The organism is Sphingosinicella microcystinivorans (assembly GCF_003634215.1).
GTDB classification, from domain to species: domain Bacteria; phylum Pseudomonadota; class Alphaproteobacteria; order Sphingomonadales; family Sphingomonadaceae; genus Sphingosinicella; species Sphingosinicella microcystinivorans.
Genome location: NZ_RBWX01000009.1, coordinates 86,716 through 107,929, shown reverse-complemented (window position 1 = coordinate 107,929; position 21,214 = coordinate 86,716). Strand labels below are relative to the sequence as shown.

Sequence of the window (21,214 nt, the reverse complement as noted above, 5' to 3'; positions counted from 1 at the left end):
TGTCCCCACCCTTCATGCGGTTATTGTGCCGAGTGAACGCCGAATGGCAACCTGCGGATGGTGAAAGGGACAGATTATGAAGGCGCTGCTTTGCGTGGAATACGGGCCACCCGAAAAGCTGGTCGTGCGCGAGGTCCCGACGCCGGAGCCCGGCAAGGGTGAGGTGCGCATTCGCGTCGCCGCCGCGGGCGTGAACTTCCCGGACGTGCTCATCATCCAGAACCTCTACCAGTTCAAACCGCCGCTGCCGTTCGCGCCGGGCGGGGAAGTAGCGGGCACGGTCGATGCGGTCGGCGAGGGGGTCACACATCTGAAGCCCGGCGATCGCGTGCTGGCGATGACCGGAACGGGCGGTTTCGCCGAATATCTCATCGCGGAGGCTTCGAAGGCCGTGCCGCTCCCCGATTCGATGCCGCTCGACATCGCTGCGGGCTTCACCATGACCTACGCGACCTCCCACCACGCGCTGAAGCAGCGCGCGAACATCCAGCCCGGCGAAACGCTGCTCGTCCTCGGCGCGGCGGGCGGTGTCGGGCTCGCGGCGGTCGAACTCGGCAAGGTGATGGGCGCGAAAGTCGTTGCCGCGGCCTCGTCTGACGAGAAGCTCGCGCTCTGCCGCGAATACGGTGCTGACGAGACGATCAACTACTCCACCGAAGATCTCCGCGAGGGCATCAAGCGCACCTGCGGCGCCGGGCCGGACGTGATTTACGATCCGGTGGGGGACAAGTTCGCCGAGCCCGCCTTCCGCTCGATCGGCTGGAACGGCCGCTACCTCGTCGTCGGCTTCGCGGGCGGAGAGATCCCGAAGCTCCCGCTCAACCTCGCGCTCATCAAGGGCGCGTCGATCGTCGGCGTGTTCTGGGGCGCGTTCACGATGCGCGAACCGAAGGTGCACGCCGCGAACATGGCCGAGCTGATCCAGTGGCTGGGCGAGGGCAAGCTGCACCCGCACATCTCCCGGCGTTTCAGCCTGGACGATGGCGCCGAGGCGATCCGCTGGATGATGGACCGCAAGGCGATGGGCAAGGTGCTTATCGAGGCCTGACGGTCAGCGCACGTAGCTCGCGCCGTTGATGTCGAGCGTCGCGCCTGTCATCGCGGCGGGCGCCTTCAGCGCCAGGTAGATGATCGCATTCGCCACTTCGCCGGGATCGGCAACGCGGCCGAGCGGGATGTCGGCGAGAAGCTGTTGGCCGCCGCGGCTCGAAAGATAGTCTTCCGCCATTCCGGTCATCGTGAAGCCGGGTGCGACCGCATAAGCGAGAATGCCCTCGTTCGCGTGCGCCCGCGCGATCGTCTTGGTCATCGCAATCATGCCCGCCTTCGCTGCCGCATAGTGCCAGTGCGCGGGCGAATCACCTCGGTGCCCGGCGCGGCTCGCAACATTGACGATGCGCCCGCCGCTACCACGCTCCCGCCAGTGCAGGATCGCCGCGCGCGACAGGTCCGCCGCCGCCTTCAGGTTGATCGCGAGGCCGCGTTCCCACTGCGCATCCCAATCGGCGTCGCTCGCCTCCAGCGGATTGTCCTCGAACACGCCCGCGTTGTTCACCAGAACGTCGATGCGCCCATCGAGCGCCTCCAGCGCCCTCTTCCAGAGCGCCCGGCCCGCGCCCGGCTGGCTGAGATCAGCGCCGATCAGTCCGCCGCCATCCGTTGTGGCGTGGCCAACGACATGCGCGTCGTCCTCGCGGATGAGGGCCATGGTTGCAGCGCCGATGCCGCGTGAGGCGCCGGTGATGAAGATGTGAGGACGTGACATGCGTGCGAGTCTATCCGCCGCGCGGCCACTCTGTCATCACCCCCGATAGAGGGGTTAGGCAGCAATGGCTGCCATGAACTCACCCACCGCGCTCTGAAGCTGCGTCAGTTGCTCGTCCACCTCGGCGAACACCACGCGCACCGTATCCACCTCGCTTGCCACGCTTTCAGTGGAATGGCGGATGCTGGCAATCGCGGCGGACATGGCGTCTGCCGAAAGCGCGGTCTCGTCGACCGAGCCGGTGATCATCGTCACCGTCGCCGCCTGATTGTCCATCGCGCCCTTGATGCGGTCGGCGGACTTGCGCACGCCGTCCACCGTTTCGCGGATTGATCCGTTCGCGGCGACCGTGCTCTGCGTCGCGGCCTGAATCGCGGCGATCTGCTTGGCGATGTCGTCAGTGGCGCGTGCGGTCTGCCCGGCGAGCGATTTCACTTCCTGTGCAACCACGGCAAAGCCGCGCCCGGCATCCCCCGCGCGCGCGGCCTCGATCGTGGCGTTGAGCGCGAGGAGGTTCGTCTGCCCGGCGATGTCGCGGATCAGGCTGACGATCGATTCGATCGTTTCACTGTGCTTGGCAAGCAGCGTCACCGAATCGACTGCCTCGCCGGCCTGCGCCGTCGCGCGGTCGGCGACGGTGGCGGCGCCATCCACTTCCGCCCGCGTTTCCTCGATCGTGCGGATAAGCCCGGCAGCTGTTTCAGCGGCCTGCCGCATCGCCATCGCCGATTGCTCGGCAGCGGCGGCCACCTCGGCGGATTTCGAAAGCATGTCGCGTGCCTTGATCGCTGCGGTCGCGGACTGCGTGCGCACGGCGGCGGAGCGCTGCGAGGTGCGCTCGACGGCGCTTGCGATCAGCGTGCGGAATTTTTCGCCGTACGCATGAATCTCGTCGGTACGCTGCTTGTCCCGCAGAACCAGCACGCGCGTCAGCACGAGATCCACTTCAAGCTCGCAGATCTTTGAAAGCACGCGCAGCATCTTGGCGAGCTTGGTGCGATCCTCGACCTCATGCGGCAGGTATTCGTAGGCGACGTCATAGGCGCAGCTGAATGCGCCCACGGCCTCGTGGCTCTTGGCGCCCGCGGCGAATACGCCGTTGCCGTGCAGCGCCACGCGCTCCATCCATGCGGTATCGAGCGGATCGGTGAGGTTCTGCCGCGTGTAAGCGACGCTATTCTCGATCATGATGCGCTTGTGTTCGGGCGTCAGGTCGTCGCCCGCGCCTGCCGAAGGCCCGAAGACCTCCCAGAACGCCTCTGCCATCTGTGGCGCAACCGGCTCCAGCACCTGCCAAAGCTCAGGCATCAGGCGCTGATCTTCGTCTGTGATGCGATAAGAGCGCAGCCGCTCCCGCCAGGAGACCGTTTCGTTGTCGATCATGCGTTGATTCTGTCGCCTGCTTTTCGCGTAAAAAGGGGTGTCGAGTCCGAAACGATATAGCCGGTCTGGGTTAACGCCCCGTTAGATCGCGCAGTTGCGGCGCGGCGGAGAGGCGCTACCGTGTCCATAATGGAACAAGACAGGACCGATCCGGGGGCAGCGCGCGCACGCCTTGCCCGTGTGCTCGAGCGGGCCGTGCCCGGCCATGTCGATGTGGAGGCGGTGAGCCCGCTCTCGGGCGGCGCCAGTTCGCTCACCTATGCCGTGGATGCTGTTCGCGAAGGCCAGGCGTGGCGGCTCATTTTGCAGGTGACACCGCCCGGCCAGACAGTGGCGGGCATGTCGAGGGCGGTGCAGGCTGCGCTACAGACACGGGTCGGGAAGGCCGGTGTCCGCGTTGCCGAGGTGATCGCCGTTCTGACGCCGCAGGACGACCTTGGCGAGGGCTTTGTCATGGCGTTCGTGGAGGGGGAGACGCTCGCGCCGCGCTGGCTGCGCGACAACGCTTATGCCGGGGCAAGGGCCGCGATGCTTGCCGATTGCGCGGAATCGCTTGCCCGTATCCACGCGATCGGCGCGGAAGCCGTCGCTGATCTCCGGCTTCCCGTGCTGACGCCGCAGGCCCAGCTTCGCGCTCTTCGTGAGATCTATGATGACTGCGAGGGCGCCGTGCCCGTGTTCGAGCTGGCCTTCGCCATGCTGGGGGAGTCCTTGCCGGAAGATGGCAATCTCGCGCTTGTTCACGGTGATTTCCGCTCAGGCAACCTCATCGTGGGCGATACGGGCCTGGCGGCGGTCGTCGACTGGGAACTGGCCCACATCGGCCATCCGCTACTCGATATCGGCTGGCTGTCCACCAACACGTGGCGCTTCGGCCAGACGCAGATGCCCGTTGGCGGCTTCGCGGAGCGCGAGGCGTTTTATGCGGCCTATGAAGCGTCTGGCGGCATGAAGGTCGACCCCGAACTTGCGCTTGCATTCGAAATGCTGGGGTCACTGCGCTGGGGCGTGATGTGCATGCAGATGGGGGCGGCACATCTCTCGGGCGAGGTGGCCTCCGTCGAGCGCGCAGCGATCGCCCGCCGTGTCTCGGAAACCGAGGCCGATCTTCTCTACATGCTGAAGCACGGAGCGCTTTGAACCATGCGGTCCAGAATCGAAGCCGCTGACCTTGTCGAGGCCGCTGCCGCCTTTCTGAAAGAGGCGGAGAGTGAACTTTCCGGCCGCACGGCCTTCCACGCCAAGGTCGCTGCCAATGCGCTTGCCATTGTTGTCCGCGAGCTGCGTGAACACCCATCCGAGGCGGAGGCCGCTGCGCTTGGCGCGTTGCTCCCTGACGTTGCGGCAGAGGCGCGTGTTGCCGAGGCCTGCGCGCGTATCCGCGCCGGCGAATGGACTGCGGAGACGCCCGGGCTTCTTGATGCGCTGGAGGCGGGGGTACGCGCGCGTCTTGCCGTTGATAACCCGCGCTTCTCGACACTCCAGCGACTCCGCGGCGCTTGAATCGGCTTAGTTGAGAATCGTTCGCAAGCATAAGAGTTGCACGACTCGCCGCGCGCCCTAAAAGCACCCGTGAAAAGGGCACTCAACTGGGGATAAAAGCGTGGCATCCGTGAACCGGCCGCTTTCACCGCACCTCGGCATCTGGCGCTGGCGCGTCCACATGCTGGTTTCGATCCTGCACCGCGCCACGGGCGATGGCCTCGCCATCGGTGGCACGCTGCTGTTCCTCTGGTGGCTCGTGGCCGCCGCGACCGGGCCCGAGGCCTACGAGACCTTCCTGTCGATCGCGTCAGGCTGGGTGGGCATCACGATTCTCGTGGCGATGACGTGGGCCGTCTATCAGCATATGATGTCGGGCATCCGCCACCTCGCGATGGATACCGGCTGGGGCTACGACCTCGCCACGTCGAAGCTGACCGCCATCCTCACCATTCTTGCCTCGCTGACGCTTACCGCGATCACCTGGGCGATCATCCTGTACGTCTGAGGAGCCTGCCTGATGGGACGTGGAACCGAAATCGGCCGCGTGCGCGGCCTCGGCGCGGCGAAGAGCGGCGTGCACCACTGGTGGCTGCAGCGCGTCACGGCGATCGCGAACCTGCTGCTTGTCGTCTGGTTCATCGTGTCGCTCGTGCGCCTGCCTGACCTCGGTTATCAGACGGTGACGGACTGGATGGCGCAGCCGCTCGTCGCGGTGCCGCTGATCCTGTTCGTGGTGAGCGTTTTCTGGCACTTGCGGCTTGGTCTTCAGGTTTTGATCGAAGACTACCTGCATGAAGGCACCAAGGTCGCGATGCTCCTTGCGCTTAATGCCTTCGCTGTTGCCGGCGGCCTCGTCGGCGTCTTCTCCATTCTCAAGATCGCGCTCGGCGCCTGACGGACTGAATACGCATGACCAGCAGCTATCAGATCATCGATCACACCTATGATGCCGTCGTCGTCGGCGCCGGCGGTTCGGGCCTCCGCGCAACGATGGGCATCGCCGAGGCGGGCCTAAAGACCGCCTGCATCACCAAGGTGTTCCCCACGCGCTCGCACACTGTCGCGGCGCAGGGCGGCATCGCCGCCTCGCTCGGCAACATGGGGCCGGACCACTGGACCTGGCACATGTACGACACCGTGAAGGGGTCAGACTGGCTCGGCGATCAGGACGCGATCGAATATCTCTGCCGCGAGGCGCCTGCCGCCGTTTACGAGCTGGAGCACGCGGGTGTGCCGTTCAGCCGCACCAGCGAAGGCAAGATCTATCAGCGCCCGTTCGGGGGCATGATGCAGAACATGGGCGCCGGCCCGCCCGCGCAGCGCACCTGCGCCGCTGCCGACCGCACCGGCCACGCCATGCTGCACGCGCTTTACCAGCAGTCGCTGCGCTACAGCGCGGACTTCTTCATCGAATATTTCGCGCTCGATCTCATCATGGAGAACGGCGAGTGCCGCGGCGTCATCGCCATGTGCATGGAAGACGGCACCATCCACCGCTTCCGTTCGCACAGCGTCGTGCTTGCGACGGGCGGCTACGGCCGTGCGTACTTCTCCGCCACCTCCGCGCATACCTGCACGGGTGACGGCGGCGGCATGGTGCTGCGTGCGGGTTTGCCGTTGCAGGACATGGAATTCGTGCAGTTCCACCCGACCGGCATCTACGGCGCGGGCGTCCTCATCACCGAAGGTGCGCGCGGCGAGGGCGGCTACCTCACCAACTCCGAGGGCGAGCGCTTCATGGAACGCTATGCGCCGTCCGCGAAGGACCTCGCCAGCCGCGACGTGGTCTCGCGCTCAATGGCGATGGAAATCCGCGAAGGCCGGGGTGTCGGTAAGGAGAAGGACCATATCTACCTTCACCTCAACCACATCGACGCCAAGATCCTGCACGAGCGCCTGCCCGGCATCACCGAGACCGGCAAGATCTTCGCCGGCGTCGACCTGACGCGCCAGCCGCTCCCCGTGGTGCCCACCGTCCACTACAACATGGGCGGCATCCCCACGAACTATCACGGCGAAGTCGTCACCTTGAAGGATGGCAACCCGGATACGGTCGTCCCCGGCCTGTTCGCGGTCGGCGAAGCCGCGTGCGTTTCGGTACACGGCGCCAACCGTCTCGGCTCCAACAGCCTTATCGATCTCGTCGTCTTCGGCCGCGCCACCGCGCACCGTGTCGCAGAGATCATCAAGCCGGGCATGGCGCACAAACCGCTGCCGGCGGATTCAAACGACATGGCGCTCGGCCGTCTCGATCACTTCCGCAACGCGTCGGGCGGTTCCCCGACGGCGGACGTGCGGCTCGAGATGCAGAAGACCATGCAGGCGCACTGCGCGGTGTTCCGCACTGACGAACTTCTGCAGGAAGGCATCGGCAAGCTCACGAAGACGTATGAGCGCGTGCAGGACATCCGCGTCTCCGACAAGGGGCTCGTCTGGAACACCGACCTTATCGAAACGCTGGAACTCGACAACCTCATCAGCCAGGCGATGGTGACGATCCATGGCGCGGCCGCGCGCAAGGAAAGCCGCGGCGCACACATGCACGAGGACTATCCGAACCGCGACGACGAGAACTGGATGAAGCACACCATCTCGTGGTTCGAAGGCTGGGGCGGCAAGGGCGGCGCGGTGAAGCTCGATGCCCGACCGGTGCACACCTACACGCTTACCGACGAGATCGAGTACATCAAGCCGAAGGCACGCGTTTACTGATGCCCCGCCGCCGTCAGGCGGCTCAGTTGATCGGGCGTTAGCGTCAGCGTTGCGGCCGTAATCAGGTCCGCGACCTGCTCCGGCTTGCTTGCGCTGGCAATTGGGGCGGTGATGCCCGGCTGCTCTTTCACCCAGGCAAGCGCTATGGCGGCGAGACTGGCGCCGGTTTCGGCGGAAACGCTGTCCAGCGCGGCGAGGACGGAAGCCCCTTGGCCGTCCATCCATTTTTTCACGGCAGCAGCGCGTGCGCCGGAAAGATCAGCGGGGGTGCGGTATTTGCCTGAGAGATAACCGCTCGCAAGGCCGTAATAGGGCACAACGCCGATCATCTCGTCGATAGCGAGCCGCTGGAGCGGGCCTTCATAATCGCCGCGTTTCAACAGGTTGTATTGTGGCTGCAGTACCGTGAATCGCGCCCACCCGTTCCGGTCGCTGATCGCCCGCGCTTCGGCGAGTCGTTCCGCACTGTAATTGGAGGCGCCGATCGCGCGAACCTTGCCCGCCTTCACCAGCGCATCGAACGCGTCCAGCGTCTCATCCAGCGGCGTCTCGGGATCGTCCCTGTGAGCGAAGTAAACATCGATCACATCGGTTTGCAGGCGTTTCAACGAGGCTTCGCACGCGGCGGCAATGCGACTTGCTTTGAGGCCTTTGCCGCCTTCGCCTTCCAGCATCCCGACTTTTGTGGCGATGACCATCTTGTCGCGCCTACCGCGCCCCCGCAGCCATTTTCCGATCAGCGTTTCGGATTCGCCGCCACTGTTGCCGGGTATCCACGCGGAATAAACGTCAGCCGTATCGATGAAATTGCCGCCGCCGGCGGCGAAAGCGTCCAGCACGGCGAAGCTCGTCTTTTCGTCGGCGGTCCAGCCGAAGACGTTGCCGCCGAGCATGATGGGAGCGACCGAAAGGCCGCTGGCGCCGAGCGTGCGCTGTTTCATTCGGATCTCCTGCCGGAAAGGCGTCAAACATCCCGCGTTGTCGTTCCGGGTGCAACCCCTTCGGATCTGTCCTGATTCGGTACAGCCCGCAGCCTGTGTTATAAGCCGCGGATACCAGCGACTCATTCCCGAACCGCTCGGCCCCGCAGCATGAGCTGCGGTATCAGGAGAGTCCCATGTCCGTCCCCGAAGATCGCGAATACCTCCTCCGGAGGGAGGCTGAATGTCGTGAGATGGCAACCCGAGCCGCTGCCCCGTCCGTGCGCAAGATTCATGAATCGCTCGCTGAAGAGTTTGCTGCGCGGGCCGAAGAGGTCAAGGAATTGGCCGTCTAGGACCGACTGCCGCTGGCGCTGCCTGCTCTAGACGATCCGAAAGACCTGGCCGCTGCCTGCATCGCGGACCATGTCGATACGCGTACCGTCCCAATGATAATCGAGATGCCGCCCCTGCCGCGGTAGGGACGCGTGGTCTGGATAGAACAGGCCGACGCATGTACCCGCCGCACGGCGCACGCTCGGATAGATGACGCCTTCGGAGCCTGCCGCCCGAAGCTGCGCACCGAGCAGTTGGCCGGGGGTGTAGTCGTCAGGAGAAAGTACGGTTTGGGCGTCGCTGCGCAGATCGTGAAGCGATGCGGAAACATCGAGCACGATCTCCCGGAACTGGGAGGTCCAACCCGGCGGCTCTGCCGTTGCAGCCATAAAGCGCGCGTGATGGTGCGCTGTTTCGAACAGCGCCGTCTCGAAGCTGTCGCCGATATAGAGCACGCCGTAGCGCCCGTCGCTGAACCGGCTTGGGCGATCGGTGCTGATGTGCGTGAAGGGTGCCATCAGGTAGCTCGCGCCCGGCCCGGAAACGCGGCGTGCGGATGGTACGAGGTCGAGCGTGCCGATGTTGGCCATCAGGCGCGGGTTGGTCTTCTGCTCGGCGGCGATCAGCAGCGGCCAGTCGGCGGGGTCTGCGATGTCCTCGAACAAGTCGATGGGCGGCCAGGCGCTTCGGATGATCCGCACCGCGCCCTTCCATTCCATCTCGACGACCGGAATCGCGGCATCGTTCACCAGCCGCCCCGCTCGGCATCGAGGTGGCGGCGCACGCGCATCAGATCGGTGAGTTCGCCGCCAAGCATGATGTCGAGCGCACTTTCGCCTCCGAAGACGGTGCTCGGCGCCTTTACCCATGCATAGCTGCGATGCGGTTCGCGGAAGATGATGCGCAGCGCCTTGTGGATGCCCATCAGGTTGGAAAGCCGGGCCTTGCCGTCGCGGCCCATACGGCCCGGGCCCTCTGCCTTCCAGCGGCGGTAGGTGCGGAGCGGCAGGTCAAGCAGGGTTGCCGCGGCCTCGTCGGTAATATCCCACGCGCGGAACAGGTTCAGTGCGGCGCGGAACATTGCGGCGCCCTCCGCATCGGTGATGGGTGCGGGGCGAAACACCTGCGGTGCGGTGTCGACAAGCTGAAGCGTGGGTGTCACGGCGTTTCCTTTTGGCATCATATAATTCATATGATGCCATTTGGCAACCATAACGGTTCAAGGGTTGCGTCCGGTCACCACCCACGCGGCACCATCAATGATAACGCCGGCATCGCTCAGCCGCGCCTCAAGCGCTGCGCGCACGGCAGCCATGGCCTTCTCGCGCATGTCGTCGGGCTTGTCCGCGAGCAGGCGCGGGACCGGGCCAATCTGAGACATATACTCCATGGCGTCGTCGAGCGCCGCCTCCCGGCTCGCCCCGATTCCGTATATGAGCGGGGCGTCGAAAGGCGTGATCTCCACTTTGGTGAAGCCTGCATCGGCAAGGATGGTCTCCACGCGCGCGCGGTTGCCGAAGGCATAGGGACCGGGCGCCTCGGGGTTCGATTCCGGGATCGGCACGATGCCGCGCAGCGCTGCGATCGGCAGCTTGGCCCAGTCGTTTTCCGCTGCGCTGCGCCAGCAGATGAAAGCAAGGCGTCCGCCGGGTTTCAGCGCGGCGCGCATGTGGCGGAACGCTTCCGTCGGCGCGTCGAAGAACATCACGCCGAAACGGGAAAAGAGCAGGTCGAAGGCGGCATCGGGCAGGGCGGCGCGGCTCGCATCCTCCAGCCGGAAGTCGATCGGCAGCGCTGCGGCGGCGGCGCGTTCCCGCGCACGCACGACGAGCGGCTCAGAGATGTCGACGCCCACCACGCGGCCGCCGGGCTGTACGCTTGCGGCAAGCGTCAGCGTCGTGACGCCCGCGCCGCAGCCGATATCGAGCACCGCCTCGCCCGGTTTCGCCGCTGCCGCCGCCAGCGCGGCATCGCCGTAGGGCGCGAGGATGCGATCGAGCCGTTCCTGATTGTCCACCCAGCGCGCGCCGGTCGCGCCGTTCCAGTCGTCGATTTGAGGTGCGTTTCTCATGATGTGACTTTATATCATATGAGAACTGTTCTCAATAAGAAATGCCGCCCCGACAAGTTTGGCCTCCGAGTATTGATAGTGCTCGGAAAATTGCGTTCTGCGATGATGATCGGACCCCAAACTAGGGTCGCCAACTGGGCCGGGTTCTCGCTCGGCCCAATTGTTTGTCTCAGCGGGTGCGTGGGCGAAATCCGGCCGACTTTCTTCTGAAGAAACAGGGGTGGGGATGATGCGAAAAATCCTGGCTGCGGTTGTTCTGGTCGTCTTCGCGTTTCTGGCGTTCCGTCACTTTCAGCCTGAGATTGGGGAGAGGCTGTTTGCCCGCGCGGCGGCAGCCAACGTCGGCCGCGACGTGCGCGACGGTCTGCCTGATGGTCTTCACGTTGCGCTTTGCGGGGCGGGCTCTCCGCTTTCGGCATCGACCCGCGCCGGGCCGTGTACGGCCGTGATCGCTGGCAGAAGGGTGTTTATCGTCGATACAGGCGGCGGCTCGGTCCGTACGCTTGGTGCCATGGGCTTGCCGGTCGGCGATGTCGAGGCGTTGCTGCTCACGCATTTCCATTCAGACCATATCGACGGCATCGGCGAGCTGATGACGCTGCGCTGGGCGAGCAGCGGCAGCGCCACGCCGCTTCCCGTTTATGGACCGCCTGGCGTTGATGCGGTCGTGGAGGGTCTGAATGCGGCCTATGCGCTGGATCGCGGCTACAGGGTGGCCCATCATGGAGCGGACATCGTGCCCCCCGCCGGGCACGGTGCTGCGCCGCACGTGTTTCCGGCCGATCGTCCGCTGGTGGTCCTGGATGACGGTGGCCTGCGTGTCACGGCCTTTCCAGTACGCCACGACCCCGTCCGACCAGCGGTCGGCTACCGGTTCGACTATGCTGGACGCTCGGTCGTGATCAGCGGTGATACGGCACCGGATCCGATTGTGGCGGAGCAGGCGAAAGGTGCCGACATTCTCGTCCATGAGGCCCTGAATGCCGGAATGGTGAGCGTGCTGGAACGCGCACTACGGGCAGACGGAAACGCGCGTGCCGCCAAGATCATGTCGGATATCCCCGGCTATCACGCCTCGCCGGGAGATGCGGCGCGCGCGGCTGCGACCGCGAACGTGCGCATGCTGGTCTTGAACCACGTCGTGCCGCCGCTGCCGCTGCGCATTCTGGAACCGTATTTCCTCCGTGATGCAACGACGCACTACGAAGGGCCGATCGTTGTCGGCGCCGACGGCATGTTGTTCAGCCTGCCGCGCGGCGCCGACACCATCAAACGCGACGATCTTCTTTAGCTTGTCGCGGTTTCCGTTACCGGCACCAGCTTGATCTCGACGCGGCGGTTCTGCGCGCGTCCGGCTTCGCTGTCGTTGCTGGCGATCGGCTGGCTTTCGCCCATGCCCTGCGTCGCGATGCGTGCGCGCAGCACGCCGTTTGACGACAGATAGGTGGCGACGCTGTCCGCGCGGCGCTGCGAGAGCGTCATGTTGTAAGCATCGGAGCCGGTTGAATCGGTGTGTCCGATCACGTCGACGAAGGTCTTTTCGTACTGCGATAGCACGCGCGCGACCTCGTTCAGCGTCGGCTGGAACTGCGGGCTGACAAGCGCCGAGTCGACATCGAACGTCACCTTCGAAGGCATGTTGAGCACGATTTCGTCGCCCTGGCGCACGACATCGATGCCCGTGCCCGCAGTCTTTTCGCGCAGTTCCTTCTCCTGCTTGTCCATGTAGGCGCCGACCGCCGCGCCTGCGAGCGCGCCGATGCCGGTTCCAACCAGCACTTCCGTGCGATTACGCTTGCCGCCGATGATGGCGCCGAGGCCCGCACCCGCGCCGGCGCCGAGCGCGGCGCCGATCGCGGTCTTCGAAAGTTCCTTCTTGCCGGTTTCCGGATTGGTCACGCAGGCCGTCGTCAGCAGCAAGCTCGCCGCAGCAGCGCTCGCCACCATTTTCGCTTGGATAGACATAAACCCCTGATCTCCATTTCTGTTCGCGCCCGAAGTACGCGGGAAGACGCGTGCTTGTTCCAACAGCACTTCAGATTAACGCGTGCTGAGCAGGCCGTTCAGATCAAAAAACCGGCGCATCATCGCCGCCACCTGGTCCATCACTTCGAACTGCAGCATATGGCCCGAACCCGTCACTTGCGCGGTGGCGATGCGGCGGTTCAGCCTCGAAAGGTCCGAAAGTCGGTTCATCGTCCGCTCCACGGTGATGACGAGCGTCGGCACTGAAAGCGCTGCGAATGCCGCCGGGCCGTCCCAGTTCCAGATCGCGTCCCAGCCCGCGCGCGCCACGTCCGGGTCGGCGGCGGCCTGCGTGTCGGCGAGTGCACGCACTGCCTCCGCATCGGTGGGCGCGATCATCATGCCGCCTGAAAAGCGGCGCATCAGCGCGGGGAAGTCGTCCGTCGTCGCAAGGTCTATCTTCATCCGGTCCCGGCCCGCGAAGGCGGCTTCCATAGGCTGGATCGCGGCTGGATCGAGCAGCACCGCAGCCATCACCCTCTCCGGCGCGCGCGCCGCGGCCTCCACCACAATCTGCGCGCCCATCGAATGGCCCACCCAGATCGCGCGCTCGGGCATCGCCGCCAGCACGGCTTCCGTCTGTGCAGGGATCGCATAGTCGCCCGTTTTCACGCTCGCGCCGTGGCCGGGTAGGTCCGGCATCACCACCTTCTGGGCCGGAAACGCGTTCGCGACCGGCTGCATGGCGCGGTGATCGCACGTCCAGCCATGGACAAGCGCAAGCGCCGGTTCCATGCCCGCACGCGTAACAACATTCAGCATTGCGATCCTTTCCCCAAGTCCGGGCTTCAAATGCCTGTTTCCGCCGTATAAGGAAAGGCGATCATGCAACCCTTTCCCTGGTCCGACGTCGGGATCATCCTGGTTCTCATTGCTTTGAACGGCGTGTTCGCCATGTCGGAGATGTCTGTCGTCTCGTCACGCCGGGCCCGACTGCAGGCAATGGTGAACGCCGGCAAGCCCGGGTCACGCATGGCGCTGTCGCTCCACGACGAACCTTCGCGCTTTCTCTCCACCGTGCAGATCGGTATCACACTCGTCGGCATCATCGCGGGTGCCTACTCGGGCGCAACGCTGGGCGGGCCGGTTGCTGAACGGCTTCAAGCGCTCGGCGTGCCGGCACGACTCTCGGGCGAGGCTGGGATCGTGCTCGTCGTTTCGTTCATTACCTATTTGTCGCTCACGGTGGGCGAGTTGGTGCCGAAACAGCTCGCGCTGCGTAGCCCTGAACGCATCGCGGTGTTCATCGCGGCGCCGATGTCGGTCCTTTCGCGCGTCACTGCGCCGCTTGTCTGGGTGCTCGATCGCTCGACGAAAACGCTGCTGCGGCTGTTCGGCGCGGCAGAGGAAAACGCCGATCATGTCACCGCGGAGGAGCTCCACCTCATCGTTTCGGAAGCGACGAGCGCCGGGGTGATCGAGGAGAGCGAGCGCCAGATGATCAGCGGCGTGATGCGCCTTGCCAACCGCTCGGTGCGGGCGGTGATGACGCCGCGCACCGAAATCGACTGGCTCGATATCGAGTCAGACGAGGCCGAGCTGCGCGCCGAGCTGATCGCAACCCCGCACACGCGACTGCCAGTCGCCGAGGGTTCGATCGACCGCATCGTCGGTGTCGTGCAGGCGCGCGATGTCGTGGCTGCGATCCTCGAGGGCCGCCCGCTCGATCTGAAGGCGCTGCTCCGGTCCGCGCCCGTCGTTCCCGATGCGATGGATGCGGCGGACGCACTCGAAGTCTTACGGCGCGCCGACGTGCCGATCGCGCTCGTTCACGACGAGTATGGCCATTTCGAAGGCATACTTACGCCAGCCGACCTGCTCGCGGCGATCGCGGGGGCGTTCAAGTCTGATCTCGACGAGGGCACCGAGCCCGACGCCGTGGAGCGCGGCGATGGCAGCTGGCTGCTTGCCGGATCGATGCCCGCCGACGAGATGGCCGAAACGCTCGGCACCCGGCTTCCGGCGGAGCGCGACTACCAGACCGTTGCCGGCTTCGCGCTCAGCGTGCTCACGCATCTCCCGGAGATCGGCGAGACCTTTGCGTACGATGACTGGCGCTTTGAGATCGTCGACATGGATGGTCGCAAGATCGACCGTCTTCTCGCGACGCCCGCGGCGAACCCCGAACCCTAACTCTGCGCTCTCAGCGCGGCCACGTCGGCCTCCAGCCGGCGCAGCGAATCGATCACCGCCATGTCTAGCTTTTCGTGAAGCCGGAGGATTTCAAGCTCGGCGCGCAGGTTCACTTCATAGTCGAGCCGCGCGGCGAGACGGTCTTTGTCCGCCTGCCGGTTTTGGCTCATCATGATGACGGGAGCCTGTATGGCAGCGAGCGTCGACAGCATCAGATTGAGGAAGATGTAGGGATAAGGATCGAAGGCGAGCCCAAGTTCCTTCAGAATCCCGCTGTTCAGCAGCATCCAGCCGAACAGAATGACCGCAAACGCAATGATGAAGCCCCACGACCCGCCGATCTCTGCGACTCGGTCCGCCAGCCGATCTCCGAACGTTGCGTCTTCTTCGGCGATCAGCCCGGCATCGCGGCTGATCGGTGTTCGCTTCGAAACATGTTCGAGTACGCGCTTTTCGTGGTGGCCGAGGTCTTCGGGCGCGCTGCCGAGAAGGCGTTTCGAAACTTCCGCGATATCGATGATCGGACGCATGGGGTGCCTCTTGCTGGTTCCCGCCGATACTAGAAAACGCCGCGGCTGCGATCTATCCCTCGCAATCAGGCGGCGAGGGCGCTCCAGCGCGTTTCCCAGTCTGCGATATCCCATGCTTCGGGGTTTTCGGACGAAACGATCGCATCGCCACCCCCATCCAGCAGCAGGTTGATGTCCTGCGGCGGGATGGGTGCGCAATTGGTGATCGAATAGAACGCGCGCACCACCGGCCGCGTCAGGTCCGCGGTGTTGATGTCGAGCACGAGCGCAAGGTGGTTGGAGCGGAGCTTCACCAGCGTTCCCACCGGATAGATGCCCACTGAGCGGATAAACGCTGTCAGGATATCCGTATCGAAGTGTCCTCGCCAGCTGAACATGGTTTTCAGCGCTCTGTTCGCTTCCCACGCGGTCTTGTAGGGGCGGTTCGAGGTAAGCGCGTCATAGACGTCGCAGATCGCTCCTATGCGCGAAAACAGTGTGATCTGGTTGCCCTTCAACCGTTGGGGATAACCGGTGCCGTTAACCCGTTCATGGTGATGCAGGCAGACGTCGAGCGCCATGTCGGGCACCTCGCGACTGCGCCGGAGCAGCGCATGGCCGCGCTCCGGGTGCGTCTTCATGATGGAAAATTCCTCGTTGGTGAGGTCACCCGGTTTGCCGAGCACCGCTTCGGGCATTGCCATCTTTCCGATGTCGTGGAGAAGCCCGGCAACACCCATGTTGCGTAGAGTCCCGACATCGAAGCCGCCGATTTCGCGGCCCATGTTGATCATCAGCGCCGACACCGCCACCGAGTGAACGTAAGTGTATTCGTCCTTGGATTTCAGCCGCAGAATGCTGGTCAGCGCGGATCGATTGCGCGCAAGCGAGCCGGCGATGTCGTCCACCAGCGACACCAGAGTGTCCGCCTCCACAATCTTGCCCAGCCGCGCCTGATCGTAAAGCTCGGTCATCACCCGCTTGGCGTGGGCGGCGATAGCGTTTGCGCGTCCGTATTCCTCTGCCATGCTGCACGGCGCATCCGACGCGATAGTGGTGATCGCAGGCGGGGTCTCGGCGTGCAGCGGAACGACCACCTCCTGAGGCGTAGCTTCGATTGTTGGCGCCGGACGCTTCGGCTCCGCGAGCGCGTCGGAGGCCGGGGCCGAAAGGACGACATTCTGGTCCACAAGGATGTCAGCGCCCTTCTCGGTGTCGATAACGACGCCATCGACACGGCTGCTGCGCAGGGCCTCGACGTCCTCAGGATCGCTCAGAACGAAGCCGGCCTTGATGAAAGGGTGGGAAAACCAGGACCCCTCCATTGCATGTATGAACATGCCGGACCGCACCTGATCGCGTCGAATTCGCCTCAGCACCCGAAGTTCCTGTTTTTGAAGCGCGAATCGCGCCGACCCCGGCACATCTTTTGGCATACGACCCTTGAACGAGGTGCTGACGGTCAAGGTTAATAGAAGATAAGTTCAAATATGGGTGCGGCCCGCTGTTGATCTTGCATCTGCGGCGGGGCTGCTGGCATTGTCCGGCACTTGTCATGAGGAGTTCTGAATGCGTAAAATTGCAGTTGCGGTGTTTGTGGCCGGCCTTTTGGGGACTACAGCAGCCGAAGCGCGCCCGGTCGCTTTTGCCGATCGCACGCCCGATGGCAGCGCAGCGATCGTGCTTCCGCTCTCCGCGAAGGAGGATCTGGCGGTACGCGGCGCCTCGCTTGATACCGCGACCCGCGATGCCGTCGGCCGTGCGCTCGACGCTGCCGCGTTCGATTACAAAACGAAATCGACGCTCACCCTGCGCGGCATCGGTGCCTGGCAGCAGATCGTCGTCATTGGTGCGAAGGATGGGCTGACCCCTGCCGGGCTCCAGGACATTGGCGGCCTTGCCGCGCGGGAAACCGCTTCTGCGGATGGTCCTGTCGCGCTTCTCGCGTCGGGCCTCGCGCCCGGCGCGGCGAATGCCGCCGCCGATCTCGCCATAGGCGCAGACCTCGGGGCGTACAGTTTCGATCGCTACAAGGCGCCTTCCGCAAAGCCGCGCGCGGCAGGCCGGGATGCGGCGCTCACTGTGGTCGGCGCAGGCGGCGCGAACAGCTACACCGCGCAGGGCAAGGCGCTTGTCGAGGGCGTCACGCTCACGCGCGACCTGATCAGCGAGCCCTCCAACGTCAAATATCCCGAAGTGTTCGTGGAGCGCGTGCGTGAAGCCTTCAAGGGCGTCGCCAAGGTGCGCATCGAAGCGCTTGGCGTGCCGGAGATGGAAAAGCTCGGTATGGGCTCGATCCTCAGCGTCGGCAAAGGCTCGCAGCGCCCGCCGAGGATGCTGATCGTCGAATATCGCGGCGGTGGCAGCGAGGCGCCGCTGGTGCTCGCGGGCAAGGGCATCACCTTCGATTCCGGTGGTGTTTCGCTGAAGCCCGGCGCAGGCATGTGGCGTATGCGGACGGATATGGCCGGCGCGGCAGCGGTGGTCGGCACCGCGCTCTCGCTCGCGAAGAGCGGGGCACCCGTCAACCTCGTAGCAGTAGCAGCGCTTGCGGAGAACATGCCGGACGGGGCCGCGACACGCCCCGGCGACGTCGTGAAAGCCTACAACGGCAAGACGATCGAGGTGACGAACACCGATGCCGAAGGCCGCCTCGTGCTGGCCGACGCCGTCTCCTACGCGGAGGCGCGGTACAACCCGGCGGCGATCGTCGATATCGCGACGCTCACCGGCTCAGTCGGTGGTGCGCTGGGAGACGATTACGCGGGGCTTTTCAGTCGCCACGACGCTCTCGCTGCGCAGCTCATGGCTGCGGGCAAGGCGGTCGGCGAGCCGCTTTGGCAGCTGCCGCTGCATGATGCCTACGCCGAAACGATGAAGTCGGGTGTTGCCGATATTCTGAATTCGGCCGAAGGCGGAAGGCCGGGCGCCGGCCTCGGCGCGCATTTCATCGGCGCGTTCGTGAAGCCCGAAACGCCGTGGGCGCATCTCGATGTCGCCTTCACGGTCTGGACAGACAAGGGCCAGCCCAAGGCGCCGAAGGGTGCGGTCGGGTATGGCGTCCAGCTTCTCGACAGTTTCGTGCGCAACTGGAAACCAGTGCCGCGCGCGACGGGTGAGGGCGGACGCTGATCGTTGGGGGCGGCCGGTAACGGTCGCCCCGTTCTAATCGATGGCTTCAAGGTGGCTGCGGGGTACCCAGCCTGCTCGCCCTTCAGGATTGCGGCACATCACCCAGCCATGGGTTTCATCGACGGCTTCCAATACATCGCCCACCACGCAGTCCAGTTCGACTGCCGTGTAGGCGCTCCGTGCGACCGCGCCTTCGGGGCCTGAGGTGATCAGTGTGTCCGGCACCCAGCCCTCTTTTCCCGCTGCGCTCCGCGCCCACAACCAGCGGTGGCCTTCCCACATGTCTTCCTTGCCGGACAACACAAGGCGTTCTCCGGCGTCGACGGTGATCGGATCGCTGTAGACCGTCGTCCAGCTCTTGGTGACGCGGTAGCGCATATGGCGCCTATCAGCGTATCGCCTTTTCCGCCTGCGCCCAGGCGAGCTTGGCGAGCGGCACCAGCCGTTCGCTCATCGCGGCGGCGTGTGCGTTGGAGGCGGTGCCCCGAATGTACCGGCCTTTGATCCCGTGGATAATCGCGGCAAGGCGGAACATGTTGAAGGCGACATAGAAGTCGAGGTTAGGGATGCTGCTGCGCCCCGTGCGACGGCAATAGGCCTCCACATATTCAGCTTCGCTCGGGATGCCGTGTGCCGCGAGATCCCTGCCGGCAAGCCCGGCGGTTTCTTCGGGCGGCATGCGGTACATCATCAAATGATAGGTGAAGTCGGCGAGCGGGTGGCCGAGCGTCGAAAGCTCCCAGTCCAACACCGCGAGCACTTTCGGTTCTGTGGGGTGGAAGATCATGTTGTCGGCCCGGTAGTCGCCGTGCACCACGCTCGTCTCGTCCCCCGGCGGGATGTTCGCTGGCAGCCATTCGCAGAGGCGGTCCATCTCTTCGAAATGCCCGGCCTGCTCGTCGTCCTTGTATTGCCCGGCCCAGCGCCCGATCTGGCGGGCGAAATAATTGCCGGGCTTTCCGAAATCGCCAAGCCCGATGGCCTCGGGATCAAAATTGTGCAGGTCGGCGATGGTTTTGTTCATCGCATCGAAGTGTGCGGTGCGGCTTGCGGGGGATTCGCCGGGGAATGACGTGTCCCACACCACGCGCCCATCCACGCAGTCCATCACGTAGAACCACGTGCCGATCACGTCTTCGTCAGTGCAGAGGCCATAGGCGCGCGCAACCGGAAAGCCCTGCGCATAAAGCGCGCTGATCACCTTGTATTCGCGGTCCACCGCGTGCGCGGATTTCAGGAGCTGCCCCGGCGGCTTGCGACGCATCACGTAGTTCTTCGCGGGCGTCACCAGCTTGTAGGTCGGGTTGGATTGGCCGCCCTTGAACTGCTCGACCGTCAGTGGGCCCTTGTAGCCCTCCACATTGGCCTGCATCCAGTCCGCCAGGCGGCCCTCATCAAAACGATGCTGCTCCCGTACGGCCTGCGTTCCGGAGAACTGCTCCTGCTTACTGGTCACGCCGATTATTCCTCCCGCGCTATGGCCCTCCAACCGATATCTGACCGGTAAAAGCCTTCAGGCCACCTAATCTTTTCGGCAGCGGCATACGCCCGGTCACGTGCCTCGCGCACATTCTGTCCCGTGGCGGTGACGTTGAGCACGCGCCCACCGTTCGCAACAAGCCTGCCTTCGCCATTCCGCGCCGTGCCTGCATGAAAGATGACAACGCCTTCGCCTGCGGCCGTCTCGGTGCCTTCGATCACAGTGCCCTTCTTCGGCGTGCCCGGATAGCCCTCGGCCGCCATCACAAGCGTCAGCGCGGGGGCGTCGTGCCACTGGACGCTGACGTGATCGAGGCCGCCATCCACCGCCGCGAGCAGCACGGGCACGATGTCGGACTTCATGCGCAGCATCAGCACCTGGCATTCCGGGTCGCCGAAGCGGGCGTTGTATTCGATCAGCTGCGGTCCGGTTTCGGTCAGCATCAGCCCCGCATAGAGCACGCCCACGTAAGGAATGCCGTCCGCCGCCATCGCATCCACCGTTGGCTGCACGATCTCGCGCATCACCTGCGCTTCCAGCGCGGGCGTGAGTACCGGCGCGGGCGAATAGGCTCCCATGCCGCCGGTGTTTGGCCCGGTGTCGCCGTCTCCGACGCGTTTGTGGTCCTGTGCGGAGGCGAGGGGGAGGGCTGTCTTGCCGTCGACGAGCGCGAAGAAGCTCGCCTCCTCGCCGGTCAGAAAGTCTTCGATCACCACCTCGGCGCCCGCCGCGCCGAAACTGCCGCTGAACATGTCGTCGATCGCCGCGTCCGCGTCTTCGCGCGTCTCGGCGATGATGACGCCCTTGCCCGCCGCAAGCCCGTCCGCCTTGATGACGATGGGCAGCCCACGACCCGCCGCATAGGTCTTTGCCTCACCTGCGTCGGTGAACCGCTCATAGGCGGCGGTCGGGATTCCCGCGCGCTTGCACAGATCCTTGGTAAAGCCCTTGGAACCTTCGAGTTGCGCGGCCTTGGCGGTCGGCCCGAACGCCTTGATGCCCGCGGCTGTCAGCGCGTCCACCAGCCCCTCGACGAGCGGCTGCTCCGGCCCCACGACGACGAGGCCCACGTTATTCCCGCGGCAGAAGTCGATCACTGCGCCGTGGTCGGCGGTGTTCATCGGCACGCATGCGCACACTTCGGCGATGCCGGCGTTTCCCGGCGTACACCAGAGCGTGTCGCACAGCGGCGACTGGGTGATTTTCCAGGCGAGCGCATGTTCGCGGCCGCCGCTTCCGATAAGGAGGATGTTCATGGCCGGG

23 protein-coding genes are annotated in these 21,214 nt (G+C 64.8%); 10 read left to right on the top strand and 13 right to left on the bottom strand.

What is annotated here, in order from left to right:
* The first annotated feature begins 76 nt into the window (after nt 1-76).
* Nucleotides 77-1,048 carry an NADPH:quinone oxidoreductase family protein gene (locus DFR51_RS12780; protein WP_121051800.1) on the top strand — a complete coding sequence of 324 codons (972 nt, stop codon included), beginning with the start codon at nt 77-79 and terminating at the stop codon, nt 1,046-1,048.
* A gap of 3 nt (nt 1,049-1,051) precedes the next feature.
* On the opposite strand, the gene DFR51_RS12775 is transcribed toward DFR51_RS12780, so the two are convergent.
* Both DFR51_RS12775 and DFR51_RS12770 read right to left on the bottom strand, forming a co-directional pair.
* On the bottom strand, nt 1,052-1,765 hold the full coding sequence (locus DFR51_RS12775; RefSeq protein WP_121051798.1) for an SDR family NAD(P)-dependent oxidoreductase: 714 nt from the start codon (nt 1,763-1,765) through the stop codon (nt 1,052-1,054).
* Nucleotides 1,766-1,819: 54 nt separating this feature from the next.
* Nucleotides 1,820-3,148 carry a methyl-accepting chemotaxis protein gene (locus DFR51_RS12770; RefSeq protein ID WP_121051796.1) on the bottom strand — a complete coding sequence of 443 codons (1,329 nt, stop codon included), beginning with the start codon at nt 3,146-3,148 and terminating at the stop codon, nt 1,820-1,822.
* A 129-nt stretch (nt 3,149-3,277) separates the two neighbouring features.
* Between DFR51_RS12770 and DFR51_RS12765 the strand changes: the two genes are divergently transcribed.
* The 5 genes from DFR51_RS12765 (at nt 3,278) to sdhA (ending at nt 7,345) form a co-directional block, all read left to right on the top strand.
* On the top strand, nt 3,278-4,288 hold the full coding sequence (locus tag DFR51_RS12765) for a phosphotransferase family protein (protein ID WP_121051794.1): 1,011 nt from the start codon (nt 3,278-3,280) through the stop codon (nt 4,286-4,288).
* Nucleotides 4,289-4,291: 3 nt separating this feature from the next.
* On the top strand, nt 4,292-4,651 hold the full coding sequence (locus DFR51_RS12760) for a DUF6285 domain-containing protein (protein ID WP_121051792.1): 360 nt from the start codon (nt 4,292-4,294) through the stop codon (nt 4,649-4,651).
* A gap of 100 nt (nt 4,652-4,751) precedes the next feature.
* Nucleotides 4,752-5,138, top strand: a complete 387-nt coding sequence (gene sdhC, locus DFR51_RS12755; protein WP_121051790.1) for a succinate dehydrogenase, cytochrome b556 subunit — start codon at nt 4,752-4,754, stop codon at nt 5,136-5,138.
* 12 nt (nt 5,139-5,150) lie between these two features.
* Nucleotides 5,151-5,528 carry a succinate dehydrogenase, hydrophobic membrane anchor protein gene (gene sdhD / locus DFR51_RS12750; protein ID WP_121051788.1) on the top strand — a complete coding sequence of 126 codons (378 nt, stop codon included), beginning with the start codon at nt 5,151-5,153 and terminating at the stop codon, nt 5,526-5,528.
* A 14-nt stretch (nt 5,529-5,542) separates the two neighbouring features.
* Entirely contained in the window at nt 5,543-7,345 is a 1,803-nt protein-coding gene (gene sdhA, locus DFR51_RS12745) for a succinate dehydrogenase flavoprotein subunit (protein WP_121051786.1), read from the top strand.
* Here the strand turns inward: sdhA and DFR51_RS12740 are convergent.
* The gene (locus DFR51_RS12740) at nt 7,339-8,286 is read right to left on the bottom strand and encodes an aldo/keto reductase (RefSeq protein WP_121051784.1); all 948 of its coding nucleotides are present in this window, start codon (nt 8,284-8,286) and stop codon (nt 7,339-7,341) included. The two genes, sdhA and DFR51_RS12740, sit on opposite strands and share 7 nt — an antisense overlap.
* A gap of 176 nt (nt 8,287-8,462) precedes the next feature.
* On the opposite strand from DFR51_RS12740, the gene DFR51_RS19035 reads away from it, so the two are divergent.
* Entirely contained in the window at nt 8,463-8,621 is a 159-nt protein-coding gene (locus DFR51_RS19035) for a hypothetical protein (RefSeq protein WP_160119278.1), read from the top strand.
* Between the two features lie 27 nt (nt 8,622-8,648).
* Here the strand turns inward: DFR51_RS19035 and DFR51_RS12735 are convergent, their stop codons facing one another.
* The 3 genes from DFR51_RS12735 to DFR51_RS12725 all read right to left on the bottom strand — a co-directional run bounded on the left by DFR51_RS12735 (nt 8,649) and on the right by DFR51_RS12725 (nt 10,672).
* Nucleotides 8,649-9,320, bottom strand: a complete 672-nt coding sequence (locus DFR51_RS12735; RefSeq protein WP_121052472.1) for an RES family NAD+ phosphorylase — start codon at nt 9,318-9,320, stop codon at nt 8,649-8,651.
* Nucleotides 9,321-9,346: 26 nt separating this feature from the next.
* Nucleotides 9,347-9,724: an MbcA/ParS/Xre antitoxin family protein gene (locus tag DFR51_RS12730; protein ID WP_338068330.1), complete on the bottom strand. Its 378-nt coding sequence runs from the start codon at nt 9,722-9,724 to the stop codon at nt 9,347-9,349.
* 96 nt (nt 9,725-9,820) lie between these two features.
* A complete protein-coding gene (locus DFR51_RS12725) occupies nt 9,821-10,672 on the bottom strand; it encodes a class I SAM-dependent methyltransferase (protein ID WP_121051782.1) in 852 nt (283 codons plus the stop codon).
* Between the two features lie 229 nt (nt 10,673-10,901).
* On the opposite strand from DFR51_RS12725, the gene DFR51_RS12720 reads away from it, so the two are divergent.
* Entirely contained in the window at nt 10,902-11,963 is a 1,062-nt protein-coding gene (locus tag DFR51_RS12720; RefSeq protein ID WP_121052468.1) for an MBL fold metallo-hydrolase, read from the top strand.
* On the opposite strand, the gene DFR51_RS12715 is transcribed toward DFR51_RS12720, so the two are convergent.
* Both DFR51_RS12715 and DFR51_RS12710 read right to left on the bottom strand, forming a co-directional pair.
* Nucleotides 11,960-12,637 carry a YiaD family glycine zipper/OmpA-like lipoprotein gene (locus DFR51_RS12715; RefSeq protein WP_121051780.1) on the bottom strand — a complete coding sequence of 226 codons (678 nt, stop codon included), beginning with the start codon at nt 12,635-12,637 and terminating at the stop codon, nt 11,960-11,962. The two genes, DFR51_RS12720 and DFR51_RS12715, sit on opposite strands and share 4 nt — an antisense overlap.
* A 75-nt stretch (nt 12,638-12,712) precedes the next feature.
* The gene (locus DFR51_RS12710; RefSeq protein WP_121051778.1) at nt 12,713-13,459 is read right to left on the bottom strand and encodes an alpha/beta fold hydrolase; all 747 of its coding nucleotides are present in this window, start codon (nt 13,457-13,459) and stop codon (nt 12,713-12,715) included.
* 63 nt (nt 13,460-13,522) lie between these two features.
* Between DFR51_RS12710 and DFR51_RS12705 the strand changes: the two genes are divergently transcribed.
* Entirely contained in the window at nt 13,523-14,830 is a 1,308-nt protein-coding gene (locus DFR51_RS12705) for a hemolysin family protein (protein ID WP_121051776.1), read from the top strand.
* Here DFR51_RS12705 and DFR51_RS12700 read toward each other — a convergent pair.
* Nucleotides 14,827-15,360, bottom strand: coding sequence for a DUF1003 domain-containing protein (locus DFR51_RS12700; RefSeq protein ID WP_121051774.1), 534 nt, complete (start codon nt 15,358-15,360; stop codon nt 14,827-14,829). The two genes, DFR51_RS12705 and DFR51_RS12700, sit on opposite strands and share 4 nt — an antisense overlap.
* Before the next feature lie 65 nt (nt 15,361-15,425).
* On the bottom strand, nt 15,426-16,775 hold the full coding sequence (locus DFR51_RS12695) for an HD-GYP domain-containing protein (RefSeq protein WP_121051772.1): 1,350 nt from the start codon (nt 16,773-16,775) through the stop codon (nt 15,426-15,428).
* Nucleotides 16,776-16,908: 133 nt separating this feature from the next.
* Between DFR51_RS12695 and DFR51_RS12690 the strand changes: the two genes are divergently transcribed.
* Nucleotides 16,909-18,471: a leucyl aminopeptidase gene (locus tag DFR51_RS12690; RefSeq protein WP_121051770.1), complete on the top strand. Its 1,563-nt coding sequence runs from the start codon at nt 16,909-16,911 to the stop codon at nt 18,469-18,471.
* A 33-nt stretch (nt 18,472-18,504) separates the two neighbouring features.
* On the opposite strand, the gene DFR51_RS12685 is transcribed toward DFR51_RS12690, so the two are convergent.
* From DFR51_RS12685 to purD, 3 genes are read right to left on the bottom strand one after another with little or no spacing between them, the layout of a single operon-like run.
* The gene (locus tag DFR51_RS12685; RefSeq protein ID WP_121051768.1) at nt 18,505-18,849 is read right to left on the bottom strand and encodes an SH3 domain-containing protein; all 345 of its coding nucleotides are present in this window, start codon (nt 18,847-18,849) and stop codon (nt 18,505-18,507) included.
* 10 nt (nt 18,850-18,859) lie between these two features.
* Nucleotides 18,860-19,927 carry a phosphotransferase family protein gene (locus DFR51_RS12680; RefSeq protein ID WP_243445457.1) on the bottom strand — a complete coding sequence of 356 codons (1,068 nt, stop codon included), beginning with the start codon at nt 19,925-19,927 and terminating at the stop codon, nt 18,860-18,862.
* A gap of 5 nt (nt 19,928-19,932) precedes the next feature.
* Nucleotides 19,933-21,207 carry a phosphoribosylamine--glycine ligase gene (gene purD, locus DFR51_RS12675; RefSeq protein ID WP_121051764.1) on the bottom strand — a complete coding sequence of 425 codons (1,275 nt, stop codon included), beginning with the start codon at nt 21,205-21,207 and terminating at the stop codon, nt 19,933-19,935.
* Between the last annotated feature and the right edge of the window lie 7 nt (nt 21,208-21,214).